The sequence below is a fragment of the Pseudomonas sp. 15C genome (assembly GCF_055484735.1).
Genome location: NZ_JBUDGD010000009.1, coordinates 65,949 through 85,918 on the forward strand (window position 1 = coordinate 65,949; position 19,970 = coordinate 85,918).

Sequence of the window (19,970 nt, forward strand, 5' to 3'; positions counted from 1 at the left end):
CCACCGCTGAACCATCATCAATCTCGTTCTTGAATGTACTGCTCATATCCAGTTTTGCGCAGTTCGCAAGCTGGGCACGTTCCACACCCGTAGCCCCATTCATGTTTCTGCTGTCGGGTCCCGAGGTAGCAGGTGTGGGACTCTTCTTGGATCAGGCTGACAAAGTCTCGATTACCTAGATCTTCCGCCAAACGCCAGGTCTGCGCTTTGTTGAGCCACATCAAGGGCGTTTCAATGACTACCGGAGCGTCCATCCCGAGGCTCAAGGCCACCTGGGTGGCTTTGAGGGTGTTGTCCCGGCAGTCTGGGTATCCTGAGTAGTCTGTTTCGCACATTCCCCCGACCAGCACTGTGAGGTCCCGTCGGTAGGCAATAGTGGCTGCGAACGTCAAGAACAGCAGATTTCTCCCGGGTACAAACGTATTGGGAAGTCCATTCTTTTCAAACTCTATAGTTTTCTCAGCGGTCATCGCCGTATCGCTGATCTGGCCGAGTAATTTGAGGTCAAGCACGTGGTCCTCACCGAGTCGCTTGGCCCAGTTTGGAAATCTGTTACGTACCTCCTGCAAGATATTCAGCCGACATTCGAGTTCGATTCGATGCCTCTGGCCATAATCAAAGCCAATGGTCTCGACGTGCTCGTAACGTTCCAGCGCCCAGGCAAGGCAGGTGGTTGAATCTTGTCCGCCTGAAAAAAGAACTAAGGCTTTGGTGTGCATACTGCTCTCCTCGGAACTGGGTCTAATTTAGCGCCGTTTCAGTTCTTGCTTGAGTTTTTCGGTCAGATATTTAGTGAGCAATCCGATATCAGTGGGCGTGTTCTGTATACCATTCCAGGGGCGGCGGTCGGTTTCAGAAATGTGCCAATCACCACTTGTCCATGCTGTATGAGGTTTCAAAAGTTTTAGACCTTTGATAAAGCCTTCCTTGCTGGTTGTGCCTTGATCGGAGTAGAGCAACTCCATAACGAAGCTCAAAGACACCAGGCCCGCCCCGTGTTTCAAACGTGAATTCCTGGGCGCTAGTCCTTCCCATTCCGATTTGAAAACTACACGCACTGCATGGAAGAAGTTATTGATAAGTTCGATGCTGCGCCCCTCAAAGTCATCAAACTTCATGAAGCTACGAATCGCGCCATCATTCGCAGAGTTAATTACGAACTTCTGCATCGCCATGTCGCTTAGTACTCCTCTAGGATTCGTATGTTGTTTGATCTCGCCAAATAGAGAGGAGTTAGGCAGGAAGTTCAACAAATCAATAATGCGAGCAGCAAATTTACGACTTGTGAACCGTTCTGGCAGGCCATCAACAGTCGGTAAAAGTTCATAGATCAGCGATTTTGGCAGCGGTCGCGTATTGTTGACGAGCACAAACTGCTGTCGCAGTTCGTTGTAGTCTTTACAAATCAATGCAGATACAAATACCTGGAATCCAGGTTTTTCCATCGTCGCAAGGGCGCTGAGTCGTTGTTGTCCATCGACCACAAAGCCTGGCTTGGATTCGGTAGCATCAATAATGATCTCTACAATCCCTTCGCCGAGGTCTTTAATCGTTACCCCATCCAGAAAGGCCAAGATAATTGCGTTAGGAAGCAATGCATCGTCGCGCTGAAGATAGTCACGAATATCTCTGATGTGCGACGCGACTTGATGGCGCTGAAAGCCTTTGAGGTGGCCTTCTTCATCGCGGCCGACTCTCTCAATTTCAGAAAAATCTAAAATTTCATTTGGAGTGGCCGCGAACGAAAATACATCATGCCCGGAGGCCTGTTGGGCGCGCACACCCTTAAATCGATAGATCATTGTTTCGAAAGTTCCAGAGTTTTCTGAAGGTGGCGGTGGTACACGCCTAAGTTGTGAAATCCACGTCTTTTGTTTCGATTGCTGGCTCGAAAGATAATAGTTTCAATACCCGCTGACTGACAAATCGAACATTGGCATTTTTGCCACGGTTTATCTCTCAGCGTGGGTGAGATTAGTCGGACATGCTTGGCGATTTCTTTTTCCATTTCTATTGATGATGATATCGATCCGGAAAGAGTCAGTCGGAGATAGTCTACTAACACGGCTAAAGTTGAATCAAAGTCGAGCAGGTTTTTATCGTAGTCGCGGATTGCTAGCAACGCCGCTTTTTCTTTGATTTGTAACTCCTCTGCGCTCAGAGTGCCTTTTTTTATTCCTTGCATCAGGCGTGGATTTTCAATCGCCTGAGGAATGCGGATAGCTGTGTAGTAGTCCAGTTTGCTTGTATTGTTGCCCATGTAGTAATTACACTTAGCATCTTTAAATGCGCGTATAAGGGGGGAGGTTGAGTCAAAACTGGTAATGCCATATCCGGTGAATTCATGGATGTTCTCGGCTTTAGCAAACCCCAGCAGATGAATATTTGTCTCGGGCTTAAGGACCGCTCGAAGCTCTTTCAGAACTTCATGGATTTGATCGACTTTCAAAGGTACTAGACCTCCGATCGCCAAGTAGCGATAACCCATGTCTTCGAGTTGTTTTGCAGCGTTCGCCATGCTTTGAGGAGACCAACCCTGTACCGCTCCAAGAGGTTCGAAAGGCCATTCAGCCTCCTTCACTAAACGCAGAAACTCTTGCGCATTTTTGAGCGTGATTTCGTACCGAAACAGCACATCTTCCGACTGGCTCAATGCTGGAGGATTGCTGGAGTCGCAGTTGAATATGATGTGGTCCGGCGAGCAACCGTGGGTGAATCCCGCATCTGAGTAGAACTCTACTACTTCGCTTGGGCTATACGCAGGGGTAGGGTGCTCTACATAGGCGAAAGCCCCGCAGTCACCTAGGACCATCGTATCTTTGAACTGAATGCCATCGAGTCGTAGAAATTTGCGCGCGCCTTCTCTGAGGAAGCGTTGCTGTTCGGAAGTCGAGTACCGAACCTTCGAATTAGCGACGCCATTTGCAGGTCGCACTGCGCTCATCGAGACCAAGAGCCCATCATAAGGGACGGGGGTCATCATTTCGTGCGCATACTGGTCATCCCAGTATCTCTTCCGGCCTGGCGCATTTCGATCATTGATGAAATCGTAGTCCGGGTCTACGTAGTCTTGGGTGTCGGCGTATAAAAATTTCATTGGTGAGCGCTGGTCATGTAGAGGCGGATCAAGGTTTCTTGCAGCGCCTTGATATCTTGAGGGGTGCTTTGGATTTCATTCCACTGGACATTAATCATCGGCCACTGACCTGTTGTCCAAGCGCAGTAAGGAGCTACTCTGGCCAGTTCTTGTAGCACTGCTTCGTAGGTTTCGCGCTGACCACCGATTTTGGCGTAGATCCGATCCATAAGCACTCCCATGGCGATGATCCCCGCTGAGTGCATGAGTCGACTGCTCTTGGATTCAAGTGCCCACGCCTCTGGAAACGTATCACGCACTGCCCGCCAGAAGGTCGTCAGTAGGTTGTACATGGACTCAACGTTCGCCGCACCGTCGGTGCTGGAGGTGTAGGGAGCCAACGCCCCCAACGGATTACTGATGCTATTGCGGATCATCGTTATTACAGCGGTGTCAGTGATCACTGCCTTGCTATTTTGCTCGGACGACCGCTTTATGAGTTTGTGGAAAGGGGAGTTTGGATCGCGGCTAAGAAGCCCGCACAACTCAGCTGGTGCCTTGCGAGCACTCAGTTCGCGGGGCAAAAGGATGCTGCCCGTCTCCGGCAGTAGTTCGTTGATCAGTCGAGTGGGCAAGGGTTTGGCCTTGTTGACCAAAATAAATTGCTCGCGCTGGGTGGTCAGGCTGTCGGATACAAAACCGATAACTGGCACAGGAAGATCCGAATTGGCCGCTTTCGCCAACGCCAATGAGCGTTGTTGCCCGTCCACGATCCAGGCAGACCTCATTCCTTCCTCCCTGATAGGGATCGTCAGCGTACCCGCTTGCGATAGCCCCGCGTCGCCTGTCGGCTTGCTTCCGCGTGCTGCAACAAAACGCAGGTCAGGAGACAGCGCTAAGATAATAGCATTGGGAAAAAGTACATTTCCCTGATTGAGGTACTCAGTGATCCCTTTGACATGACTCTTAATCTCGGGGCGCTGAAAACCCTTGAGGGGACTGCTGTCTTCCCGAGACAGGCGGCTGATGTCGGCAATTCGGACCAGGTCAGATCCCCTGATGAATAATGCATACACATCAAGGTTGTCGCCTTGCGTGGTGCGTAGTGCACGCACCACAATCGCATCTTCGCTCGTCATGCTTTGCTCTCTATGCTGTCTTGACCTTTGATGTCCTGCCAGATCCTCCGAAAGCGCGATTGCTCGCACGACACCAAGGCGTCGTCCCTTAAGTAGCGTAACAATCGGGTGGAACTGCCTTGGTAGTCAGCCCACACACACTCAAGCATGTAGGCAATTTCACTGTCCGATGCGCGCCGCCGGATGGTCGTTTTTGCTAGGGATAAAAGATCCATCGCCGCGCTGACACTCTTTCGAGCGATCTCAGCAGGAGCACTCGACAGTTCAAGAATCTCAATGAAATGACGCAGGGCTCTCTGAGGGAAATCGTTGCGAGTGCCTGGCAGTGTTGAGGTTTCAAGGCGTTCGTCATAGGGCATCGCTATGCGTCGTAAATGGCTGGGAAGCATCTCGATGCCTGGGCGCGAAGTGAATATTCTGAGCTTGTCGATCTGCGTGTCCCTGATTTTTCCAAGGTCTTCGCCTATCAACTGGACATAGTTTGAAGAGAGGGCAATGAGCACCAAGTCAATGTCGGGTTGGCTGACGAGGTCCGCTAGGGCGCTTCCCTTTGATTGGGTGACATTCACGGCTTCCCACCAATCTGATGCGCGCACACCCAATTTTTCGAGGCGTGGGATGATAGAATTCGGATCCTGAGCCACCGTCAGGTTGTACGGTGGACATCTCTGATCGCCTTCAATCAACCCTAAGCCGGTCGACGCAAACATTAGCTTCGCGTCCAACTTCGTTGCTACGCGCCTCGCGTCAGAAACGCTTCTGCCCACGTAAAGTGAAGATGCCATCAGAGTGGTGGGACGTTCGTCTATTTGCCCCTTCCACGCCTTTGCCATGGCTGCAATCGATGAATAACACTCGTCGTTCAGCACCACCGGCGGCAGGCCGTCGAGACGTTTTCGATTGGTGCAGTTGGTGATGATGACGGTTCTCATGGGAAAACTGTAGGCCTGTTTTGACGGGTGCTGCATTTATCTGAGGCTGACAATTTACCATTTAATAACTGTATGGGCCAATGCGCTTAGGCTAGTTTTTATGCGGAAGGGTTGGTATAAGAGCCTCAATACTGCTGCTACCCCTCTTTCTGGGGGGCCGTTCGATGAAGGAAGAGACTCATTGCTTAAGTTCAGCGCAATCAAGGCGTTACAGAGCCCAACCCACCAAGTGGTATCGTTTGCGGCTACCGTTGAGCAGATTTTGGCGATCGCTAGCATCGACCGAGTCAAGCGTGATGATCGTGGCGCCCTTCATGGCTTTCAACGGCCACAGGTCTCCAAGCACATACGAGAGATCCGCGACTACCTCTCCCGTCCCGATGCGGTAATGCCCAATGCTGTGGTGTTAGCGTTTACCAGTGGAGTCCGGGTGGTGGAAGGAAATGGAGCCTATGCAGAAATTGAGGTGGATATTTCGTCCGGCCCTCCTGGGTTCGTTGTGGATGGTCAGCAGCGCCTATCTGCGTTAGCAGGGCTCGAGGGGAGTTCGTTCCAGCTACTGGTGTCTGCTCTTGTGTGTGAAAATCAGGAAGAGCTTCGCCGGCAATTTATTCTCGTCAACAACACCAGTCCATTACCGAAGTCGCTGGTATATGAACTGCTCCCGTCTGTCAGCGGCCTTCCATTCAGAATGACTTCCCGCGCCCGCGCAGCCCGCATCGTGGAAATGCTGAATTATGACGATCGATCTTCTTTGCAAGGACAGATTAAGCAGCATACCAACCCCTCAGGGGTCATCGGTGATACGTCGCTCCAGAAACTGGTAATGAATTCGCTATCTGACGGTTACTGTCGGGAGGTGATTGAGTTGTCGGGAGGTGAAGATCGGTGTTTCTTGGCCATCAGTGAGTTTTTCCAGGCGGTCCAGGAGGTGTTTGGAAATGCTTGGCATGGGCACACGCCTAAAAGCTCTCGTCTCGTCCATAGCGCGGGGATTATTTCCATGGGGTTCGTCATGGAGCAGTTGTGTTCTACAGGAGCGCCACTGGCCCCAGTATTCAAGTTAGGCCTTAGAAAGCTACAAGGATATACAGCTTGGACGCTCGATTCGGGAGAGTGGTCATTCAAAACAGGCAACCGGCCATGGAATGGAGTTCAGAATTTACATGGTGATATTCATCTTTTGACTGATCATTTGACCAGGGTGGTTCGAAGTTCGGAACTCGTACCTAGCTAACTGGTGCTCATTACTAATATTTAGGAGGCATTATGACTACTTTGGTTTCCTCGGATCTGTCTCCAGCCCTGGCCAGTGACGCCAGTGTAAAAGAGTTCTCTGAAGTCATTCTTCATCTATCCATGGCTTTTCAGGAAGCATTGAGAAGGCTTTCAGGGCAGGACGAAGCTTTCCCTTCGGAAGGGTATGGCATGCTGACTGAAGCCTACGGTTTACGGACGCGTGCGAATATTCTCTACCTGACGCCATCTACCCATGTGGTGCAGGCATTAAATTTTTCCCAAACTGCTATGTTGGGGAAATTCGAAGAAATATTGAATTGTTTGAGTGATGTAACCGATTTGCACACTGTTAACTCCATTTTGGTTTCCGTGATCACCATTGCATCAGCGCTGGGTGAGGGGCGAGCCAAAGTTGTAGAGTTTTTGTTTGAAACGTTATGCGTCGACCTTGAGTCTTGGAAAGTTTAGTCTAGCTGTTTGGTTTTTGTCGCGTGAGATGCTGGAGGAACAGTGGAGATTTTTAAAGAGTTCGTTTTTGAGGCCGCTCATCGACTGCCCAATGTTCCAGATGGGCACAAATGTGGGCGCCTGCACGGTCACTCCTTTCGTATTGCAATTTATATTGATGGCCCTGTCGATAGAACGTCGGGTTGGGTCAGGGATTTTTCCGAGATAAAGGAGATATTCGCGCCTCTGTATGAACGCTTGGATCATAATTATCTTAATGAAATTCCCGGACTGGAAAATCCGACGAGCGAGGTTTTAGCCGTTTGGGTTTGGCAGGAGCTAAAGCCATTGCTTCCAGAGCTATCCGCAGTACGTATTCACGAGACATGTTCAAGTGGATGTATTTATAGAGGGCCGGAGGTATAACCACTCTCGTGTAAAGAAAGTAGAACTATGCGCAGTGTGTCGTTCACTGGATAAGTCTAGGCTTTCATTGTCGAGTTTATTGGTGATTTTCTTGTCTAGCTCGGCCCTGTAGGGAGGTGGATATGGTAAAGCCTAACAGCGGTCGAGGTAAAAGTGGTAGACGTGCTCAGACTCTTTCACCATATTCTCTTAAATGGTACCAGGCGAAGATTACTTCTTGGGGATTTTCGTGGTCATTTCGAATGGCTACCCGACGCGAAGTATCGTCTGGGGAGGACGCTATCCAAGAATTCGCTGTCCTCACTTTCAAAGGTACTGTGGTTTATCCAGAGGAATTTAAGTATCCGGAGATAGAGATTCAATTGGTGGAAGGGTTTGCCTTCATCGCCAAAGAATCTGTTACTCCAAGTATTGGCTCGATGAGCGCAAATGGTCGATTGATCTCGGTCTACGTCTCAGTTCCTGTGGAACGGATAAAGACATTGGTGTCCGTTGCACCTCACGTGCTGGTCGTTGATTTTCATGCATCGCCTTTACATTATCGTCGAGCGTTAGTCGTGTCGATACAATTAGATACTGAGGTGGAGTAATGTTTGGGCTCTGATCAAGGCGTATGTATCGAGTGAGAAAGGCAGGTTATGGTGTCAGGCGATCCCGTACCACAGGTGCTAATCCGGCAACGTTGCATTGCACCGAAACTCAGTTCTCCCCATCCAACAACTTAGCCGCCCTGAACCTCTCTTCGAGCACTAGCACCACACCGGGGTAATACCTGGGACCGGAAATGAAGCCTTCATGACCGAGGTGTGGAAAGGTGTAGGCATAACTGGTTTCTTTGCCTCCGGGACGTATAAATCCCCGCTGCCCCTCTAACCAGGTATTTAGCAGCGCCATGACTTGTTCCGGGTCCACCTTCCCTAATTCGCCGGTGACGGCGTTTAGTGGCAGCGAAGGCACGATGAAGGTGGCGGCGAAACGGTGGTCTGTGTCGTTAGCCAGATGCCCGCTGTCCTCCCAGGCAGCCTGTAAGCCCTTGTGCACATTGCGTGTCGGGTTGGAGCGTGGCCCGACCCGTTGCCAAGCTTGCTTAGCCTCGAAACCGAAGCAAACCTTGTGATTGGTGACATAGAGATCACATCGTCCCGGGCGCAGGTCGCCCGATTCCACGCCATCGGCTTTAACTTTGTGGCGCTTGCCCGTGGAGAACTCCTCCAAGGCCACCCAGTTTTCCATGGACCAGGCGGCGCCGGCCAGCGAGCTAAGAGTGGCACGCTCGTTGTACCACCAGCAGTTATCGACATACTTATGGATCGCCGCGTAACGCTCCACCATCGCCGTCCATTGCTCCAGTAGGGTCTTAAGTGAACCCTTGGGGGCCTTTACCTTAGTAAGCGATGTCATGTGGGTTCCCTTGTGATCTTCTTGATCGCAGAGTCGGTGGCCATTGATGATTTCCATCTACTTGATTAGTGGCTAAAAGACATAATGCTGTCAATGTAGCTGCTACTGTCCTTCGCCAACCATGAGCTTAGTAAGACGATGTATGTGACGGCCCTGTCCGTGCTCAGGTAAGTCGCGGTGCCCCACCGAACTATGCGCCTGGCCTATTTGGCGCTATGTCATTGGAAGTTTGTCGATTTTAAGAAAGGGATTATCGGATGGTATCGACTCGAACAGCAGTTTTGATTCTTCAAGTAAATAACCTTTGAGTGTCGCTCTCTTCCGCGGACCTTCGATTTGGCAAGCCCAGATGTTCAGACCGTTGCCTCGCTTCCTGTGGACATTCAGTTTCTCGAACTGCTTCTGCACCCAGCGCCATTCTTCAATCTTTTGATTGGCACCCTGTGAGACACCGGGAAACTCCTGGGCGTAGCGTTGGAAGAGGCCAGGTGTTACCAAAAACACCAAACCGCTCACGGTGTGCACCTTGGCCTTGCTGTCGTTGATGATCAGCTTGTGGCTTAGGATGCCTTCCTTGACCCAATTCAGGAATGCCTGGCCAGGGTTGTCCGAAGTGGGATTTGAAATTCCGAGAGCGCTTTCTGACGGTTCTTCACGAACTTCAGGTTCTGCCGAGTCGAACATATCCAGTAGCGTTCCGAGATAGTCGGCATCTTCCATCGCTATGGGATCTGGCAACAAGGAGCTTTGACGCGATCCTGTACTCACAGTCTTAGGCACTGGTGGTGATGCCGGTTTTCTTGAACAATTTGCTGAAATGAGAAAGGTCATTAAATCCGCAATTAAAGGCTGCTTCGCTGACTTCGCGGCGACGCGGCACAGTAAAAAAGTAAAATGCTTCGAACGGATCCTAAATCGCCAGGCAAGAAACTTTTCGAAAAATTAGCCGCTGGTCGAAAAGCCATACTTCATCCAGGGTTTGGGCTGAAGTGTGGGCTGTGAAGTTTTATCAAAAGCCAGAAACGACAAAGCCCTGAAAAATCAGGGCTTTGTCGTATAAAGATGGCGGAGGCGATGGTGTCGATGGGCGCGTATGACCTGTCAGCCGTCTCTGGATATGTGCCTGCAGAAAAAAGCCACGATTTGCTTATCTCAAGAACAAGACTTCGCCAGCTGTTTTCAGAACTAGGGCGGAAAAAGGAATGTCGACGAAAATCCTGAGGTCCTGCACCGGCCCAGCTCAGCAGTGAGTCACGTGTGGGCCTGGCTTTCGTTGCTCGATTCCGACTCACGCGATGCTGGCAGTTTGCCTAGTCCGCTGGCATGCTCTCGACGATTCGTCAGCAGACATTGTTGAGCCAGGGAGAGCAGGTGTGGGTTTAGCGAACAAGGCCAAGGCAGTTCAACTGAGTGTTCTGAGCAAATATGGTGTCCTGGCGGATTTTTCCGGCTTGGATGAGTGGGGGCTTGACCGTGCTCTGAAGGGGCGTTTGTCTGCAAGCGCGTCGATGGACCTGACCTTTGCTAACTGGTGTGATCAGTTGCTGGGGCTGGGACGGCGAGTGCCGGTTGCGCGTTTTGACCATCAGGTCGCGGGGCAAATCCGGCTGGACAAGCTCGCGGTGGGGCAGGACCTCGCCGTAAGCCTCAAGGCGCACAACAGGCAGCTTCAAGCCAGGCTCAAGGCTTCCGAGCAAGAAGTCACGCGGTTGCAAGACGAGCTGCAAGCACTTCGGCAAACCAGGAATCATGCGGCATTGATGGAACCGGAATCCGTAGCCGCGCAGAGGTTGAAGTCTTGGTATCACGATACAACCGATCCTCTGCATAACATCCTGTGGGAAATCAAGGAAATTGACGGTCGCATCTTCGACCATCAAGGCCACATTAACCGGGATTACCGTCAACAACTGGTCGAGATCATTCTGCGGGCACTGAACGGTTTGGCCCGTTTCGGTTTATATGTCGAGGCCGAGTTGCGTGACGCTTCACCCAGAGAGCCTGTTTTGCCATCGGTGATGTTGCATCACAACCCACCAGATCAGGGTGACGAGCATCTACTTGAACACTTCGACTTTGTCGTCAAGGGTGTGCAACCGGATGTGCTGAGGGCGGCCAGCGAACTCCATTTTCTTGGCCAGGCTCTACCTGAAATGGACAAACAGCACCGCTTCGATTGTCACGTCAAGGTCTCCTATCGCCACGGGCTCGAGTTGGACAAGGACGAACTGTTCCATCTGTCTTGCTTCCTGCAAAAGTTGTTTGAGGCCCTGGCAAGGTCAAATGATGGTCGGCCGAGGGGAGCATTGCGAGAAACGGTGATTCTCTGCCTGCTGCTTTCCTGGACCGCACCCTGCATGCCCATGCGATTACAACGAGCGCAGGTGCTGAGCCTGCAAGAAACGTTCTACAGAGGGCACAAGCCGTTCACGACCGACACCTCGAATCCCGACAGGGACGTATCCGCTGGAAAAATTCTCGAGCACCTGTTCCATACGTTGCATGCGCTTGTTATGCGGTGAAAAGGACAGTGAGCCTGAAGGGCAGCTAGCCGATATGCAGGATCAAGTAGGCCAGCGCTCCGAGGCTCAACAGGCCTACTGGGACGACGGTGTAGACCAAGGCCTTGGCATGTCCTGCGGTTCGCTGCAGATTGACTTGCAGGTCGTCGACCCGGGCGTCCTGCGTCAGTAAATGCTGGTGAATGGCTGCTAGCGTTTGCAAAGTGGATTTGTGCTGCGTACTGGCGTGGACTGCTTGCGTGCAGAGAGTGACTTGCACGCGCTGGTCCTGCTGGGCAATGGCCTGCTCCACAGAGGTGCGGCCCTTGCTGGCCAACACGGCGATTAGTGCTTCCAGGCGCTTCGTATGCTCCTTGCCGAGTTTTTGCAGTTGCTCGAGCAACTGATCGTTGCCCTCGCGATGGACTGACTGGTTTGCTTCGCTCAGTGCCTTCAGTTGTGTTTGCGTGTCGAGCTGAAACGCCTGGTGATGGTCGTTCAGTTGCCCTTCGAGCGTTTGGCTGTGGGTGTTAAGAGCTTGCAGGGTCTGTTGGCCGAGCGTTTCGGCTTGAGTGCTCAACGTCTCGAGCAGATGCTCCGCCCGGGTGACTGCCAGCGCCTCGGTGCTTTGCTGGGTATCTGCCAGTCTGGACATCTGCTCGAACAGCCGCTCATTGCTTTCGTGATGGGCTAGCCGGTTGGCGTCGTTCAGGGCGTGCAGTTGCGCTTGGGTATGGGCTTGGAAGGCCTGCTGGTGTTCACTTAAAAGGCCATCGAGCGCTTCGGTTTGGCTCGATAGCGCTTTCAGGGTTTGCTGACTGAATGCTTCCGTTTGGGCGCTCAGTGTCGTTGCCAGGTCGTTAGTTCGGGTGTGTGCCTGATGTTCGGCATCGTGTTGGCCGTCCAGCAATGCTTGAAATTGTTCGTCGAGGGCAAGGCTGTTAGCGGGGTAGTGGCGATCGAGCGTTCGCTTGATCTTGCTTATCTGCGCCATCAGGCCGTCATGGCGGTCCTTGATCTCTTTGTCGAGCGGATACAGCGCACCGTCCAGCAGGGCAGTGAGTTCGTCTTTCAGTGGCGCGATCACGATATCGTTGAGCAGCTGTGCCATGTCTTGCCTGGCGGCTTGCATTTCGTCTTGAACTGTGTTGTCAGTCACGTCGAGGGTTTTCCGGCGTAGAGTTTTTCCGCTTCGTTGATCAGCAAATGGGTATTCAGCACGGCCAGGAATTTGTCCATAGCGGTTGAGCCCTTGGCGATACCTGTCTTGACGGTTTGGAGGGCTTGTACGAAGGCGTCATTGACCCGTCGCTCAAAGTGTTCGGCGATTTGCAGCGAGCTGGTCATCCTGGCCAGATTTGCATCCAGTTCTGACTGTAGTTTCGCAAGGGTGTCCTGGTGGCCGTGTAGTTGTTGCAGCTTTTCTGCCACGTTTCGCTTCTGTGTTTTGAGCGCGCGCACGGTCTTCTCGATTTTCTCGGCTTGCGCGCGGAAGCCGTCAATGAAGCTTTGATGGGCAAGAGATGCATGGCGTTGCTGACTTTTACGAAAAGCCATGTCCAGCACTATCCTGTCGTTTTCGAAGTTCGACGACCAGAAGTAGCTGTCTCTGCTGTAGTCATCCAGGACATAGGCGATGGCGTGGAAGTCTTTGTCATCGAAGGTGATGCGAGGCAACCGGTCAACACATTCGCTTAAAGGCGCCTTCAGATGATCTGCAGCCACACGCTCAAATAGTTCATTGAAGATGTCTGTCCAACCCTGGCACCGTTGTTTCAGACGCTCTTTTTCCTCTTCAAGTGCCTCTTGCAGCGCTGACACGGTTTCGGAGTCTACCTTGACCGGCGAGCCTTCGAATAATGATTCAAACAGCGTCTTGCACTCGGTGTGCACTAACTTGGACAGAACGGCACCCAGCTGCTTTTGAGTCGTGTGCTGCTCGTCGAGGCTTGTTTGGTGATCCTCAAGCATCTCTAACCAGGGACTATCGGACAGCGTCGGGTAGTGCTTGCCCAGTTGTTTTTCCAACACCTCCAGTTCTTCATCCAGCTCTGCCTTGCGCTCTTCGTAGCGCGCTCGGAACACCGAAATTTGACCCTGTACGAGGCTATCCAGTTGAAAGGCCGCGAACAACCGCGAGAACGGTCCGGACGCATCTTTGATGTCGGTAATCAGTTGCTGTCTGAATTCACTGACCACCGGTGCAATGTGCGCATAGTACTCAGGGTCGGTGTTGGCCAGATCACGAGCGGAATCGCCCAGTTCAAGCACATACAGATTGTCGGCAAAGCGTGAAGGGATTTTTAGTTCGAGAGTTTCGATCTCGCTGATCATTGCTAGACGTACTTCGTGTACGTCGAGCGGAGTATTGAGGAAGTGCTTGCGCACGCTACTGAGGGAGAAACAAGAAGTCACTACCACGCGAAAACGTACTGGCTGGTTTGCCCAGTGGGCCAGTTCCTCGATCCGCAGGTTTTCCGGTCGAAGGAAGCCCAGGCTGCTGGCCTGGGTCACTAGTAGCACCAGGTCCGCCACGGTGACATAACGACGAGCGAGTTGTTCTACCAGTTGCTGTTCGTTTCGGTTGCGTGCGTCCAACCCGGGCAAGTCGATCAGCTTGACGTCCACGTCCAGCGCATTGCCAGACTCGGCGGGGAACAACCGGTCGGGGATGAGGATATCGGTCAGGTCTGTATTCTGCCGGCTGCCTTGCTCGACTGTGCGGCGAATATCGGCCAGTGCCTGAGTAGCCTGGGCCTCGTCCATTGGCTGGTCACCCCCGATGTACCAGTTGTCATCGGGCGCACGACCGTAGCGCAGCGGCATTGCCGTGGCAGACTTGCCCACGGCTTGGCCGCCACGCAGCACACGGGCCACTTCGTCGTGAGTGCTCGACGCTAGCCCAAGCAGGTCGAGAATGAGGGTGGTCTTGCCGACTTGCGTCGCGCCATAGACCACCACCGTCACTTGGTCGGAGCGCCTGACCTGATCACTGACCTCCGGCGCTAGTTCGTGAACAAACCGGTCGAAGGCTTGCAATGCCCAATCGTGACGTTGTCGATGGCGCTCAAGCCAGGTAGCGGGAATGGGCACGGTCGATCTCGGTTTCCAGATTGCGCCGCGAAACGTCCAGAGCCCGCAGTGACCGGGCCAGCGCATCGCGTTCGGCGAATTGGTCAATGTCAACGCCGTAGGCAAGGCTCAGATTGCGCTGGATACGTGCCTCTATCGTCTCCATCAGTTCGTCATAGTGCTCAAGACTGGTCTCGACCAAGTGATCCTTGAAGCGCTCGATGCTGGCGCCGATGAAGTTTCGTTTGCCCACGTCGTAGTGATGCACCGAACTGGCCGCTTTGTAGCCAATGAACCCAAGCCCCAACATGCCGGTTACGGCCATCGATAAGGTGGCGCCAAGGCCAGTGGCTGCGCCCCCGGCCAGCGCGGGAATCACGTCGAAGCTTCCGTCAATGGCCAAATCCACGGCAGTGATTGCAAGCAGGGCACGGATGGCTTGCTGGGCACCTTGGGTAAACTTGGGCAGCGTTTCGCCAATGTCTTTGGCGAGTTGGACGGGGTCGTAGTTCACCAGTTGCGAAGTGTCTATGACGCTGCGCCGGCACAGTGCGATGCCCTGGCTCATGCGCAGGTATTCCATGGTCAGCGCTGGTATGTGTTGTAGGGCAGTATTGAACTGCTGGGTTCGAGTGGTGCCGGTGTCGAGATGATTTTCGCTGGAGGTCTCGTTGAGCAGCAGGCAAACGTGTTTTTGAAGTAACTGCGGGTCGACCCTGTTGCTCAAGGGGGAGATGGCTCCACCATCGGCTTTTTCGTAACCGAGGTACTGCCCAGGCCGATCTTCATTGCGCAGGCTTAACAGGGCCTGGGCGTCGAGATGCTCTTTGGGGGCATGGCCCAGTGCGAGCAGGTCGTTGGCAACGTGGGTCAACGCAAGATAGGTGGCATCAACAGGGGTTTGGCCGGCCTGGTTTTCCCAGTGTAGATTGATGCGATCGATAAAGCGTTGCTCGGTTTCGCTGGCATTGAGCAGGAAGAAGTCCTTGGCGGTCCGTAGTTTGTTGCCCCAGCCTTCTTCCTCGTCGCCGTAGGCTTTTTTGGCGCTAACCGTGGCTAGAAGTGCGTATTGGTCAACGTAATGGTGCAAGGACTTCTGATACTTTTTGCGGTAGCTGACGACTGACTGGCGGAATTTGTTAAGGATGGAGTCAATCAGTGCGTCCTGGGCGCTGGCGCGTGCGCCGGCGTCTTCGACCAAAGATTCGAGCAAGGTCACAGCGGCTTCCAGTTCCAACTCCACGATGGAGCGCAGATCCGTCAGGCGCTGGTGGTGAATGCTTTCAGGCACCTGAGCGTATTTGGCCAGCGCTTCGATCAGTTGTGGAACCCAGTGCGCGCGGTACTCTTCGCCACGCCCGACGCACAGGATGCGATCCAGTTCCTCGGCAGGTACTTCGCAGGCTTCCGCGGCCGAAAGGCGCAGCGTGTCACGCTCATCGTCGCTTTTACCTTCGGTACGGCCGATGGTAATGATCGGTTGGCGGCCCTGAAGGGCGTTTTCCAACATGTCGACCAGTACTTCGTTAGTTGCGTTAGTCGCCAGGGCATTGGCGTTGGTGACCATGATGCTGCCCATAGCATGCTTGAGCGTGTCGCGCATCTCCTCCTGCCACAGGCTGTTGGTACGGCTCAGCCGTTCGTATCCAGGCAGCAGCAAAAAGCCGAAGCCATCACTGAAGTGGCGGCGGGGCACATACAAACGCAGCAGCAGGAAACGTTCACCGGTAGAGAAACTGCGCAGTTCCTTGGCCAGGGTCTCCTGGTTGATCTCATGTTCTTCGCCGTACTCATCCACGCCACGGGCGTAGGGTGCTTCACAGTCTCGCTCGAGGATAAACAGCGGGCGACATTCGCCACGGCCCGGATTGTCCTGCAGCCAATCATCCAGACCGTAGAGTTCACGTAGCAAGTGGGTTTTGCCGGCGCCTTGGGTGCCGCCTACGCAAATGAAATAAGTCGAGTGCATTTCGCGAATGACTAGCAACTTGCGTAACACCGCGCGAATTTTTTCGCGCTCGGTGTTGGTGCGGTCGAATTGCACGGCGATGTTGAGGATTTGCCGCAGTGCTTCGTTGACCGGGTCGATAAGGGTGGCGTACATGCCGGAACTCCTTGTTAAACGGTACTTGGCGAGTGTGGCCAAGCCCTGACGAAGCCTTGAGGCGAATCTGGCTACGCCGCAGAAAAATGGTTCGCCAACATATCGACCGCCTAACGGAAATGTTTAGCGGTCGTTTTCACGACAATGATTGCGTACTGGTTGGCGGTGCGCCAAAACAAACGTGCTACCGCTCAAAAAAGTGCTTTCCGAATCAATCCATTCACTGCCTTCGTCACGCTTCATGACTTTTTCGTTCATAGGCAAACCCTGGGTGTTGTATTGGCAGTTGTAGGTCATGTCGTACATTTTCTTGTTCTTGCCGTTTTGCGTGCGGTTTAGCATGACTTTTTTGGTCGGGTGCGCCTTGCAGTACGGTGTAGCTTTCCATCTCGCCCTGGCGATCAATGAATGAAGTGACATTGGCTGTCTTGGGGTCGTAGAAAGTCGTGATGCGACTGCCGTCCGGCCAGATGGCGCCGGCTAGACTGCCGGCGGTGTTGTAGTTGAAGCCATAGGTGCAGTTCCAGGCGTTTTTGTGCGAGGTTTGCCAGCCTTTTTCGTTGTAGTAGAAATCGCCGCCATAGCCTTCTGCAGTGGTGAATTTCACCACGCGGCCGGCATCGCCGTAGCGGAAGGTGACCACGGCTTTGTCGCCCTGGCGCAGGGCGAGCAGGTGTCCTTGATCGTCGCGTTGTATGTCGACGTTTTCGAACTTTTGCATCACCCCCTTATCGTTGAACAGCACCACAGGGGGCGTCGCGCTCGGCGTCTTCTCAGCGCCAACCGCTTGATTGCCATTGCAGGGCCTGCGCTGATTTCTTGGGGTAACCTTCAGCCTCACCCTCTTTGATCAGTGCATCAAAAAGGATTGCGCAGCGTTCGATCAAGGTCGACGAGATCCTCACATTCAAGACACGCTTGCCTCTGTAATCGAGGTAGCTCTCCTTGACGGGGGTGGCGAACAAATGTGGTTCGGCAGTTTTGTTTGTTTAGAGGGTGGATCGACTCGTTGTTGCAAAAAAGCCAAATTGAGCTATCAATGCCTAGGGAGAAATCTGACGAGTGGGTAGCACCAATAAATGGCGGAGGCTTTTCGCCATCATTTGAATCGAGTAGTATCTGCGTTCCTATGGATGGAATATTTAAGAAATGAGTAAGTCCGAAGCTAAGAAGTACAAAGACCTAAATCTTAACTTTGATAGTATCGCTCCATGTATTGAGCGGCATGGTGGGACTAATCCTGTTCTCGAAAAAAAGAACGATAAAGAACAGCATCTTCGGTTCCATGTTAAAGATAACGTTTTTCTTATGAAGATCTTTCCTGTATCGGGAGGAGTTTTTTCCTTGGGGAAGGCTGCGGGTCATTGTCCGGATACATTTGAACACTTCGCGAATAAAATCATCGAGGAGTGTGTTACGCCTACCCCGGCAAGTTTGAATGTGTCTTTACCACGCTTTCCATCAGAACATGTTGTACCTATTCTAGACTTTCTGGTGGAGGCGGGGGCCCAAGTTAGTGAGGTCGACGGTGGCGCCCTGTGTAAGATGTACAGGGTTGTAGGTTCTCTGGGTGATAGCTTAGTCATCAAGCATTATAACTCGGGTACGCTTCAGTTTCAGGGGAAGTATAGGCAGCTCGCAGCGATTGTTAGTGACTATCTTGGCTCGGTTCTTTCGCTTGATGATGTTATTAAAGCACAGTCAAAAATTTACGCTGTAGAATTAACTGTTCAACAAGTTAAAGATGGGCTTTTAGCGGTTCTTCCCGCTGCGCACGGTTTCATATCGGATGCAGTAAGAATTCAACTTAGCTCTGCTTTCGCGCTCGCGAAAATCGAACTGCCTGTAGAAGACTACTCATGTGTAGCTCTTCCTGCATTGCGCGGTTTAGAAGGGTTCGTTAAGGATCTGTTGATCCGAGGGAACCTCCAGCCGGCTAAGCAGTCTACTTTTGGTGACTATTTTCGGGATGGTAAGTTGGGAAAGGATCAAGCAACTCACGTCACTGCAAATGGTGGCGTAGCGCTCGCTGAGGTGATAGACGAATGCTATGCTTACTATAGCGCGGAGCGTCATCGAACCGCTCATATGGACGCACCAAGCACTACCAGTAGAATTCTGGATTTTTCGACAGCAAAAGCTATAGTTAGCAAAGTTTTTGAATTAATCGAGGCGGCTTCTAAGAGGCTCATGAAATGAAATCTGACTATTTGGTAAGTACTGAGCTTCCTAATAGCTTGGGAGTATCAGCTTTTATTTTGGCGGCCAATTACCATAGCCCTTTTGAGTGTCTTGAAGAAATTTCTCAAGAGCTGGATAGGCAATCGGTTAAGGGGGCTGTTGTTTTTGATCTTCTGCTGGCGAATGGTACTAAAATTAATAGATATTTTTTGGCGCAATTCGACGGAAAGAAATTTGCTATAGACAGCATTCAAGAAGCCAGTATGGAATACATGAGCTTCAGTAAGGTGTCAGCTGAGATGCTAAAGCGTAGTGCGAAGCTTATAGATGATGTATTGCTGACACCTGCTATGAAGTTTGCAGTGCGTCGCGGTATACCGTTCTAGTTATATTAACTCGAAGGTCGACGAATGCGGCCCGCTCCAAATCGATGAACTGTTGTGTGCTTCGATTCTGTCTGCGATGACACAAGCCCGTTGTCCCGCAGTAGGTGGTACGTACATACCGAACCGGCTGATGCTTCCGCCGTTCACCGCGGCGTTTGTGCTGTCGGCTGACGCGAAGGGCAGATTCTGGAATGTCGCAGGTTCGAGCATCCTGAGTCCGTGGAGGCGGCATGCTGGCCTGCCTTGGTCATCGCAGATTGCATCCATCGCCGAACCCATGCGCTTCCACCAGGCGGCCGTTCCCGGGTGTGCCCATTAGCCCGAGCTGCCGATGGCCACTGGCGGCCAATCGACGGCCAGGCGTTGCAGTCTATCCAGTGACTCATGCAGGTGCCAGACCGGCACGCCGCGTAACTCTCTGGGCCAGGCTTCCAGAAGCGGTTCGTTGGCCGACTCGTCGCCGTCAATGACATCCGGGATCAGCGCCCAGTCTAAAGCGGGATGCCGGTGCCATTGCTCACCCCATGCGGTGTAGCCATCAACATCCAGCTTGCCGCCTTTCTTCCAAACCGAAAACGCGCCGTTGTCGAACACGAACGACTGGCAGACATTGGCAACGATGCCAATATCGTCCTGACGCGGGAACGGCACCAGGGCATGCCGGCCGGCAAGGACCGGGCGCCGTCCTGGCGGGTGCCAGCGACCGGCGTGCCGTGGTATGCAATCATCCACTAAGCCTCACTGTTTCGATCTCGACGCCCTGGTGCGTGGCGATGATGGTTTGATCGCCGCCCAGGGATTCAGCCAGTCGATCAACGATCTGCTCGTGCCATCCCTTTTTGATCAGCGCGGTAGCTGCCCGGATGTGCTCAACATGGATCATCGACAAGGACCTCAACTCAAGCCGATAAACAATGGTTTCGCCGTCGGACGGGCAGACGGCTGCGAACGTGTGTCGGTACGTATTCATGCGAGATCCTCGCCGGCTGGGGTCAATTCGGCATCGGCGTCAACATGCATGTTGCACTGTGAGGTGCAGGGTGAAGCGTTGACACGGGAAACCGAT

At 52.7% G+C, this 19,970-nt stretch carries 20 protein-coding genes and 1 pseudogene; 7 read left to right on the top strand and 14 right to left on the bottom strand.

All coding sequences use genetic code 11. The annotated features are described in order from the left end of the window. Positions 1-17 precede the first annotated feature (17 nt). From queC to ACYYKW_RS07440, 5 genes are read right to left on the bottom strand one after another with little or no spacing between them, the layout of a single operon-like run. Positions 18-719: a 7-cyano-7-deazaguanine synthase QueC gene (gene queC, locus ACYYKW_RS07420; RefSeq protein ID WP_073638900.1), complete on the bottom strand. Its 702-nt coding sequence runs from the start codon at positions 717-719 to the stop codon at positions 18-20. A 27-nt stretch (positions 720-746) separates the two neighbouring features. Then, the gene (gene dbpB / locus ACYYKW_RS07425) at positions 747-1,802 is read right to left on the bottom strand and encodes a DGQHR domain-containing protein DpdB (RefSeq protein ID WP_464989759.1); all 1,056 of its coding nucleotides are present in this window, start codon (positions 1,800-1,802) and stop codon (positions 747-749) included. Then, on the bottom strand, positions 1,799-3,097 hold the full coding sequence (gene dpdA, locus ACYYKW_RS07430; RefSeq protein ID WP_102623977.1) for a tRNA-guanine transglycosylase DpdA: 1,299 nt from the start codon (positions 3,095-3,097) through the stop codon (positions 1,799-1,801). The genes dbpB (ACYYKW_RS07425) and dpdA overlap by 4 nt, the downstream gene beginning before the upstream one ends. After that, positions 3,094-4,215 (bottom strand): DGQHR domain-containing protein DpdB, encoded by a 1,122-nt coding sequence (gene dbpB / locus ACYYKW_RS07435; RefSeq protein WP_029290753.1) that lies wholly within the window; start codon positions 4,213-4,215, stop codon positions 3,094-3,096. Before dbpB (ACYYKW_RS07435) ends, dpdA begins: the two co-directional genes overlap by 4 nt. Then, positions 4,212-5,147 (bottom strand): hypothetical protein, encoded by a 936-nt coding sequence (locus ACYYKW_RS07440; RefSeq protein WP_029290756.1) that lies wholly within the window; start codon positions 5,145-5,147, stop codon positions 4,212-4,214. Before ACYYKW_RS07440 ends, dbpB (ACYYKW_RS07435) begins: the two co-directional genes overlap by 4 nt. A gap of 181 nt (positions 5,148-5,328) precedes the next feature. Between ACYYKW_RS07440 and dbpB (ACYYKW_RS07445) the strand changes: the two genes are divergently transcribed. The 4 genes from dbpB (ACYYKW_RS07445) (at position 5,329) to ACYYKW_RS07460 (ending at position 7,849) form a co-directional block, all read left to right on the top strand. Continuing rightward, on the top strand, positions 5,329-6,384 hold the full coding sequence (gene dbpB / locus ACYYKW_RS07445) for a DGQHR domain-containing protein DpdB (RefSeq protein ID WP_464989760.1): 1,056 nt from the start codon (positions 5,329-5,331) through the stop codon (positions 6,382-6,384). 32 nt (positions 6,385-6,416) lie between these two features. Next, entirely contained in the window at positions 6,417-6,854 is a 438-nt protein-coding gene (locus ACYYKW_RS07450) for a hypothetical protein (protein ID WP_464989761.1), read from the top strand. A gap of 42 nt (positions 6,855-6,896) precedes the next feature. Next, on the top strand, positions 6,897-7,259 hold the full coding sequence (gene queD, locus ACYYKW_RS07455) for a 6-carboxytetrahydropterin synthase QueD (protein WP_464989762.1): 363 nt from the start codon (positions 6,897-6,899) through the stop codon (positions 7,257-7,259). 122 nt (positions 7,260-7,381) lie between these two features. Then, the gene (locus tag ACYYKW_RS07460) at positions 7,382-7,849 is read left to right on the top strand and encodes a hypothetical protein (RefSeq protein ID WP_464989763.1); all 468 of its coding nucleotides are present in this window, start codon (positions 7,382-7,384) and stop codon (positions 7,847-7,849) included. Positions 7,850-7,958: 109 nt separating this feature from the next. On the opposite strand, the gene ACYYKW_RS07465 is transcribed toward ACYYKW_RS07460, so the two are convergent. The 3 genes and pseudogenes from ACYYKW_RS07465 to ACYYKW_RS07475 all read right to left on the bottom strand — a co-directional run bounded on the left by ACYYKW_RS07465 (position 7,959) and on the right by ACYYKW_RS07475 (position 9,540). Further along, positions 7,959-8,717, bottom strand: a complete 759-nt coding sequence (locus ACYYKW_RS07465; RefSeq protein WP_464989764.1) for a hypothetical protein — start codon at positions 8,715-8,717, stop codon at positions 7,959-7,961. A gap of 156 nt (positions 8,718-8,873) precedes the next feature. Continuing rightward, positions 8,874-9,455: pseudogene (locus tag ACYYKW_RS07470) on the bottom strand (conjugal transfer nickase/helicase domain-containing protein); the annotation flags it as partial. After that, on the bottom strand, positions 9,433-9,540 hold the full coding sequence (locus ACYYKW_RS07475; RefSeq protein ID WP_464989765.1) for an AraC family transcriptional regulator: 108 nt from the start codon (positions 9,538-9,540) through the stop codon (positions 9,433-9,435). The pseudogene ACYYKW_RS07470 and the gene ACYYKW_RS07475, both read right to left, overlap by 23 nt. 493 nt (positions 9,541-10,033) lie before the next feature. On the opposite strand from ACYYKW_RS07475, the gene ACYYKW_RS07480 reads away from it, so the two are divergent. Then, positions 10,034-11,182, top strand: coding sequence for a hypothetical protein (locus ACYYKW_RS07480; protein WP_464989766.1), 1,149 nt, complete (start codon positions 10,034-10,036; stop codon positions 11,180-11,182). 25 nt (positions 11,183-11,207) lie between these two features. Here ACYYKW_RS07480 and ACYYKW_RS07485 read toward each other — a convergent pair whose 3' ends face one another. From ACYYKW_RS07485 to ACYYKW_RS07500, 4 genes are all read right to left on the bottom strand, one after another. Further along, positions 11,208-12,320, bottom strand: a complete 1,113-nt coding sequence (locus ACYYKW_RS07485) for a hypothetical protein (protein WP_464989767.1) — start codon at positions 12,318-12,320, stop codon at positions 11,208-11,210. After that, the gene (locus ACYYKW_RS07490; protein WP_464989768.1) at positions 12,317-14,254 is read right to left on the bottom strand and encodes a dynamin family protein; all 1,938 of its coding nucleotides are present in this window, start codon (positions 14,252-14,254) and stop codon (positions 12,317-12,319) included. The genes ACYYKW_RS07485 and ACYYKW_RS07490 overlap by 4 nt, the downstream gene beginning before the upstream one ends. Then, positions 14,229-16,337 (bottom strand): hypothetical protein, encoded by a 2,109-nt coding sequence (locus ACYYKW_RS07495; RefSeq protein WP_464989769.1) that lies wholly within the window; start codon positions 16,335-16,337, stop codon positions 14,229-14,231. The genes ACYYKW_RS07490 and ACYYKW_RS07495 overlap by 26 nt, the downstream gene beginning before the upstream one ends. A gap of 232 nt (positions 16,338-16,569) precedes the next feature. Beyond that, complete coding sequence (locus ACYYKW_RS07500) at positions 16,570-17,058, bottom strand: RHS repeat domain-containing protein (protein WP_169900583.1); 489 nt, start codon at positions 17,056-17,058, stop codon at positions 16,570-16,572. Positions 17,059-17,486: 428 nt separating this feature from the next. On the opposite strand from ACYYKW_RS07500, the gene ACYYKW_RS07505 reads away from it, so the two are divergent. Both ACYYKW_RS07505 and ACYYKW_RS07510 read left to right on the top strand, forming a co-directional pair. Continuing rightward, positions 17,487-18,536 (top strand): RNase LS family HEPN domain-containing protein, encoded by a 1,050-nt coding sequence (locus ACYYKW_RS07505; RefSeq protein WP_464989770.1) that lies wholly within the window; start codon positions 17,487-17,489, stop codon positions 18,534-18,536. Next, the gene (locus ACYYKW_RS07510) at positions 18,533-18,904 is read left to right on the top strand and encodes a type II toxin-antitoxin system RnlB family antitoxin (RefSeq protein ID WP_102623987.1); all 372 of its coding nucleotides are present in this window, start codon (positions 18,533-18,535) and stop codon (positions 18,902-18,904) included. The genes ACYYKW_RS07505 and ACYYKW_RS07510 overlap by 4 nt, the downstream gene beginning before the upstream one ends. Positions 18,905-19,219: 315 nt before the next feature. On the opposite strand, the gene ACYYKW_RS07515 is transcribed toward ACYYKW_RS07510, so the two are convergent. Next, a complete protein-coding gene (locus tag ACYYKW_RS07515) occupies positions 19,220-19,636 on the bottom strand; it encodes a hypothetical protein (RefSeq protein ID WP_464989771.1) in 417 nt (138 codons plus the stop codon). After that, positions 19,629-19,874 carry a hypothetical protein gene (locus tag ACYYKW_RS07520; protein WP_464989772.1) on the bottom strand — a complete coding sequence of 82 codons (246 nt, stop codon included), beginning with the start codon at positions 19,872-19,874 and terminating at the stop codon, positions 19,629-19,631. Before ACYYKW_RS07520 ends, ACYYKW_RS07515 begins: the two co-directional genes overlap by 8 nt. Positions 19,875-19,970 lie beyond the last annotated feature (96 nt).

What these genes read in the sequence shown, in the direction of transcription:
- queC (WP_073638900.1), bottom strand. Translation starts at nt 719, where the DNA reads ATGCACACCAAAGCCTTAGTTCTTTTTTCAGGCGGACAAGATTCAACC.
- dbpB (WP_464989759.1), bottom strand. Translation starts at nt 1,802, where the DNA reads ATGATCTATCGATTTAAGGGTGTGCGCGCCCAACAGGCCTCCGGGCAT.
- dpdA (WP_102623977.1), bottom strand. Translation starts at nt 3,097, where the DNA reads ATGAAATTTTTATACGCCGACACCCAAGACTACGTAGACCCGGACTAC.
- dbpB (WP_029290753.1), bottom strand. Translation starts at nt 4,215, where the DNA reads ATGACGAGCGAAGATGCGATTGTGGTGCGTGCACTACGCACCACGCAA.
- ACYYKW_RS07440 (WP_029290756.1), bottom strand. Translation starts at nt 5,147, where the DNA reads ATGAGAACCGTCATCATCACCAACTGCACCAATCGAAAACGTCTCGAC.
- ACYYKW_RS07450 (WP_464989761.1), top strand. Translation starts at nt 6,417, where the DNA reads ATGACTACTTTGGTTTCCTCGGATCTGTCTCCAGCCCTGGCCAGTGAC.
- ACYYKW_RS07460 (WP_464989763.1), top strand. Translation starts at nt 7,382, where the DNA reads ATGGTAAAGCCTAACAGCGGTCGAGGTAAAAGTGGTAGACGTGCTCAG.
- ACYYKW_RS07465 (WP_464989764.1), bottom strand. Translation starts at nt 8,717, where the DNA reads ATGGAAATCATCAATGGCCACCGACTCTGCGATCAAGAAGATCACAAG.
- ACYYKW_RS07495 (WP_464989769.1), bottom strand. Translation starts at nt 16,337, where the DNA reads ATGTACGCCACCCTTATCGACCCGGTCAACGAAGCACTGCGGCAAATC.
- ACYYKW_RS07500 (WP_169900583.1), bottom strand. Translation starts at nt 17,058, where the DNA reads ATGCAAAAGTTCGAAAACGTCGACATACAACGCGACGATCAAGGACAC.
- ACYYKW_RS07505 (WP_464989770.1), top strand. Translation starts at nt 17,487, where the DNA reads ATGAGTAAGTCCGAAGCTAAGAAGTACAAAGACCTAAATCTTAACTTT.
- ACYYKW_RS07510 (WP_102623987.1), top strand. Translation starts at nt 18,533, where the DNA reads ATGAAATCTGACTATTTGGTAAGTACTGAGCTTCCTAATAGCTTGGGA.
- ACYYKW_RS07520 (WP_464989772.1), bottom strand. Translation starts at nt 19,874, where the DNA reads ATGAATACGTACCGACACACGTTCGCAGCCGTCTGCCCGTCCGACGGC.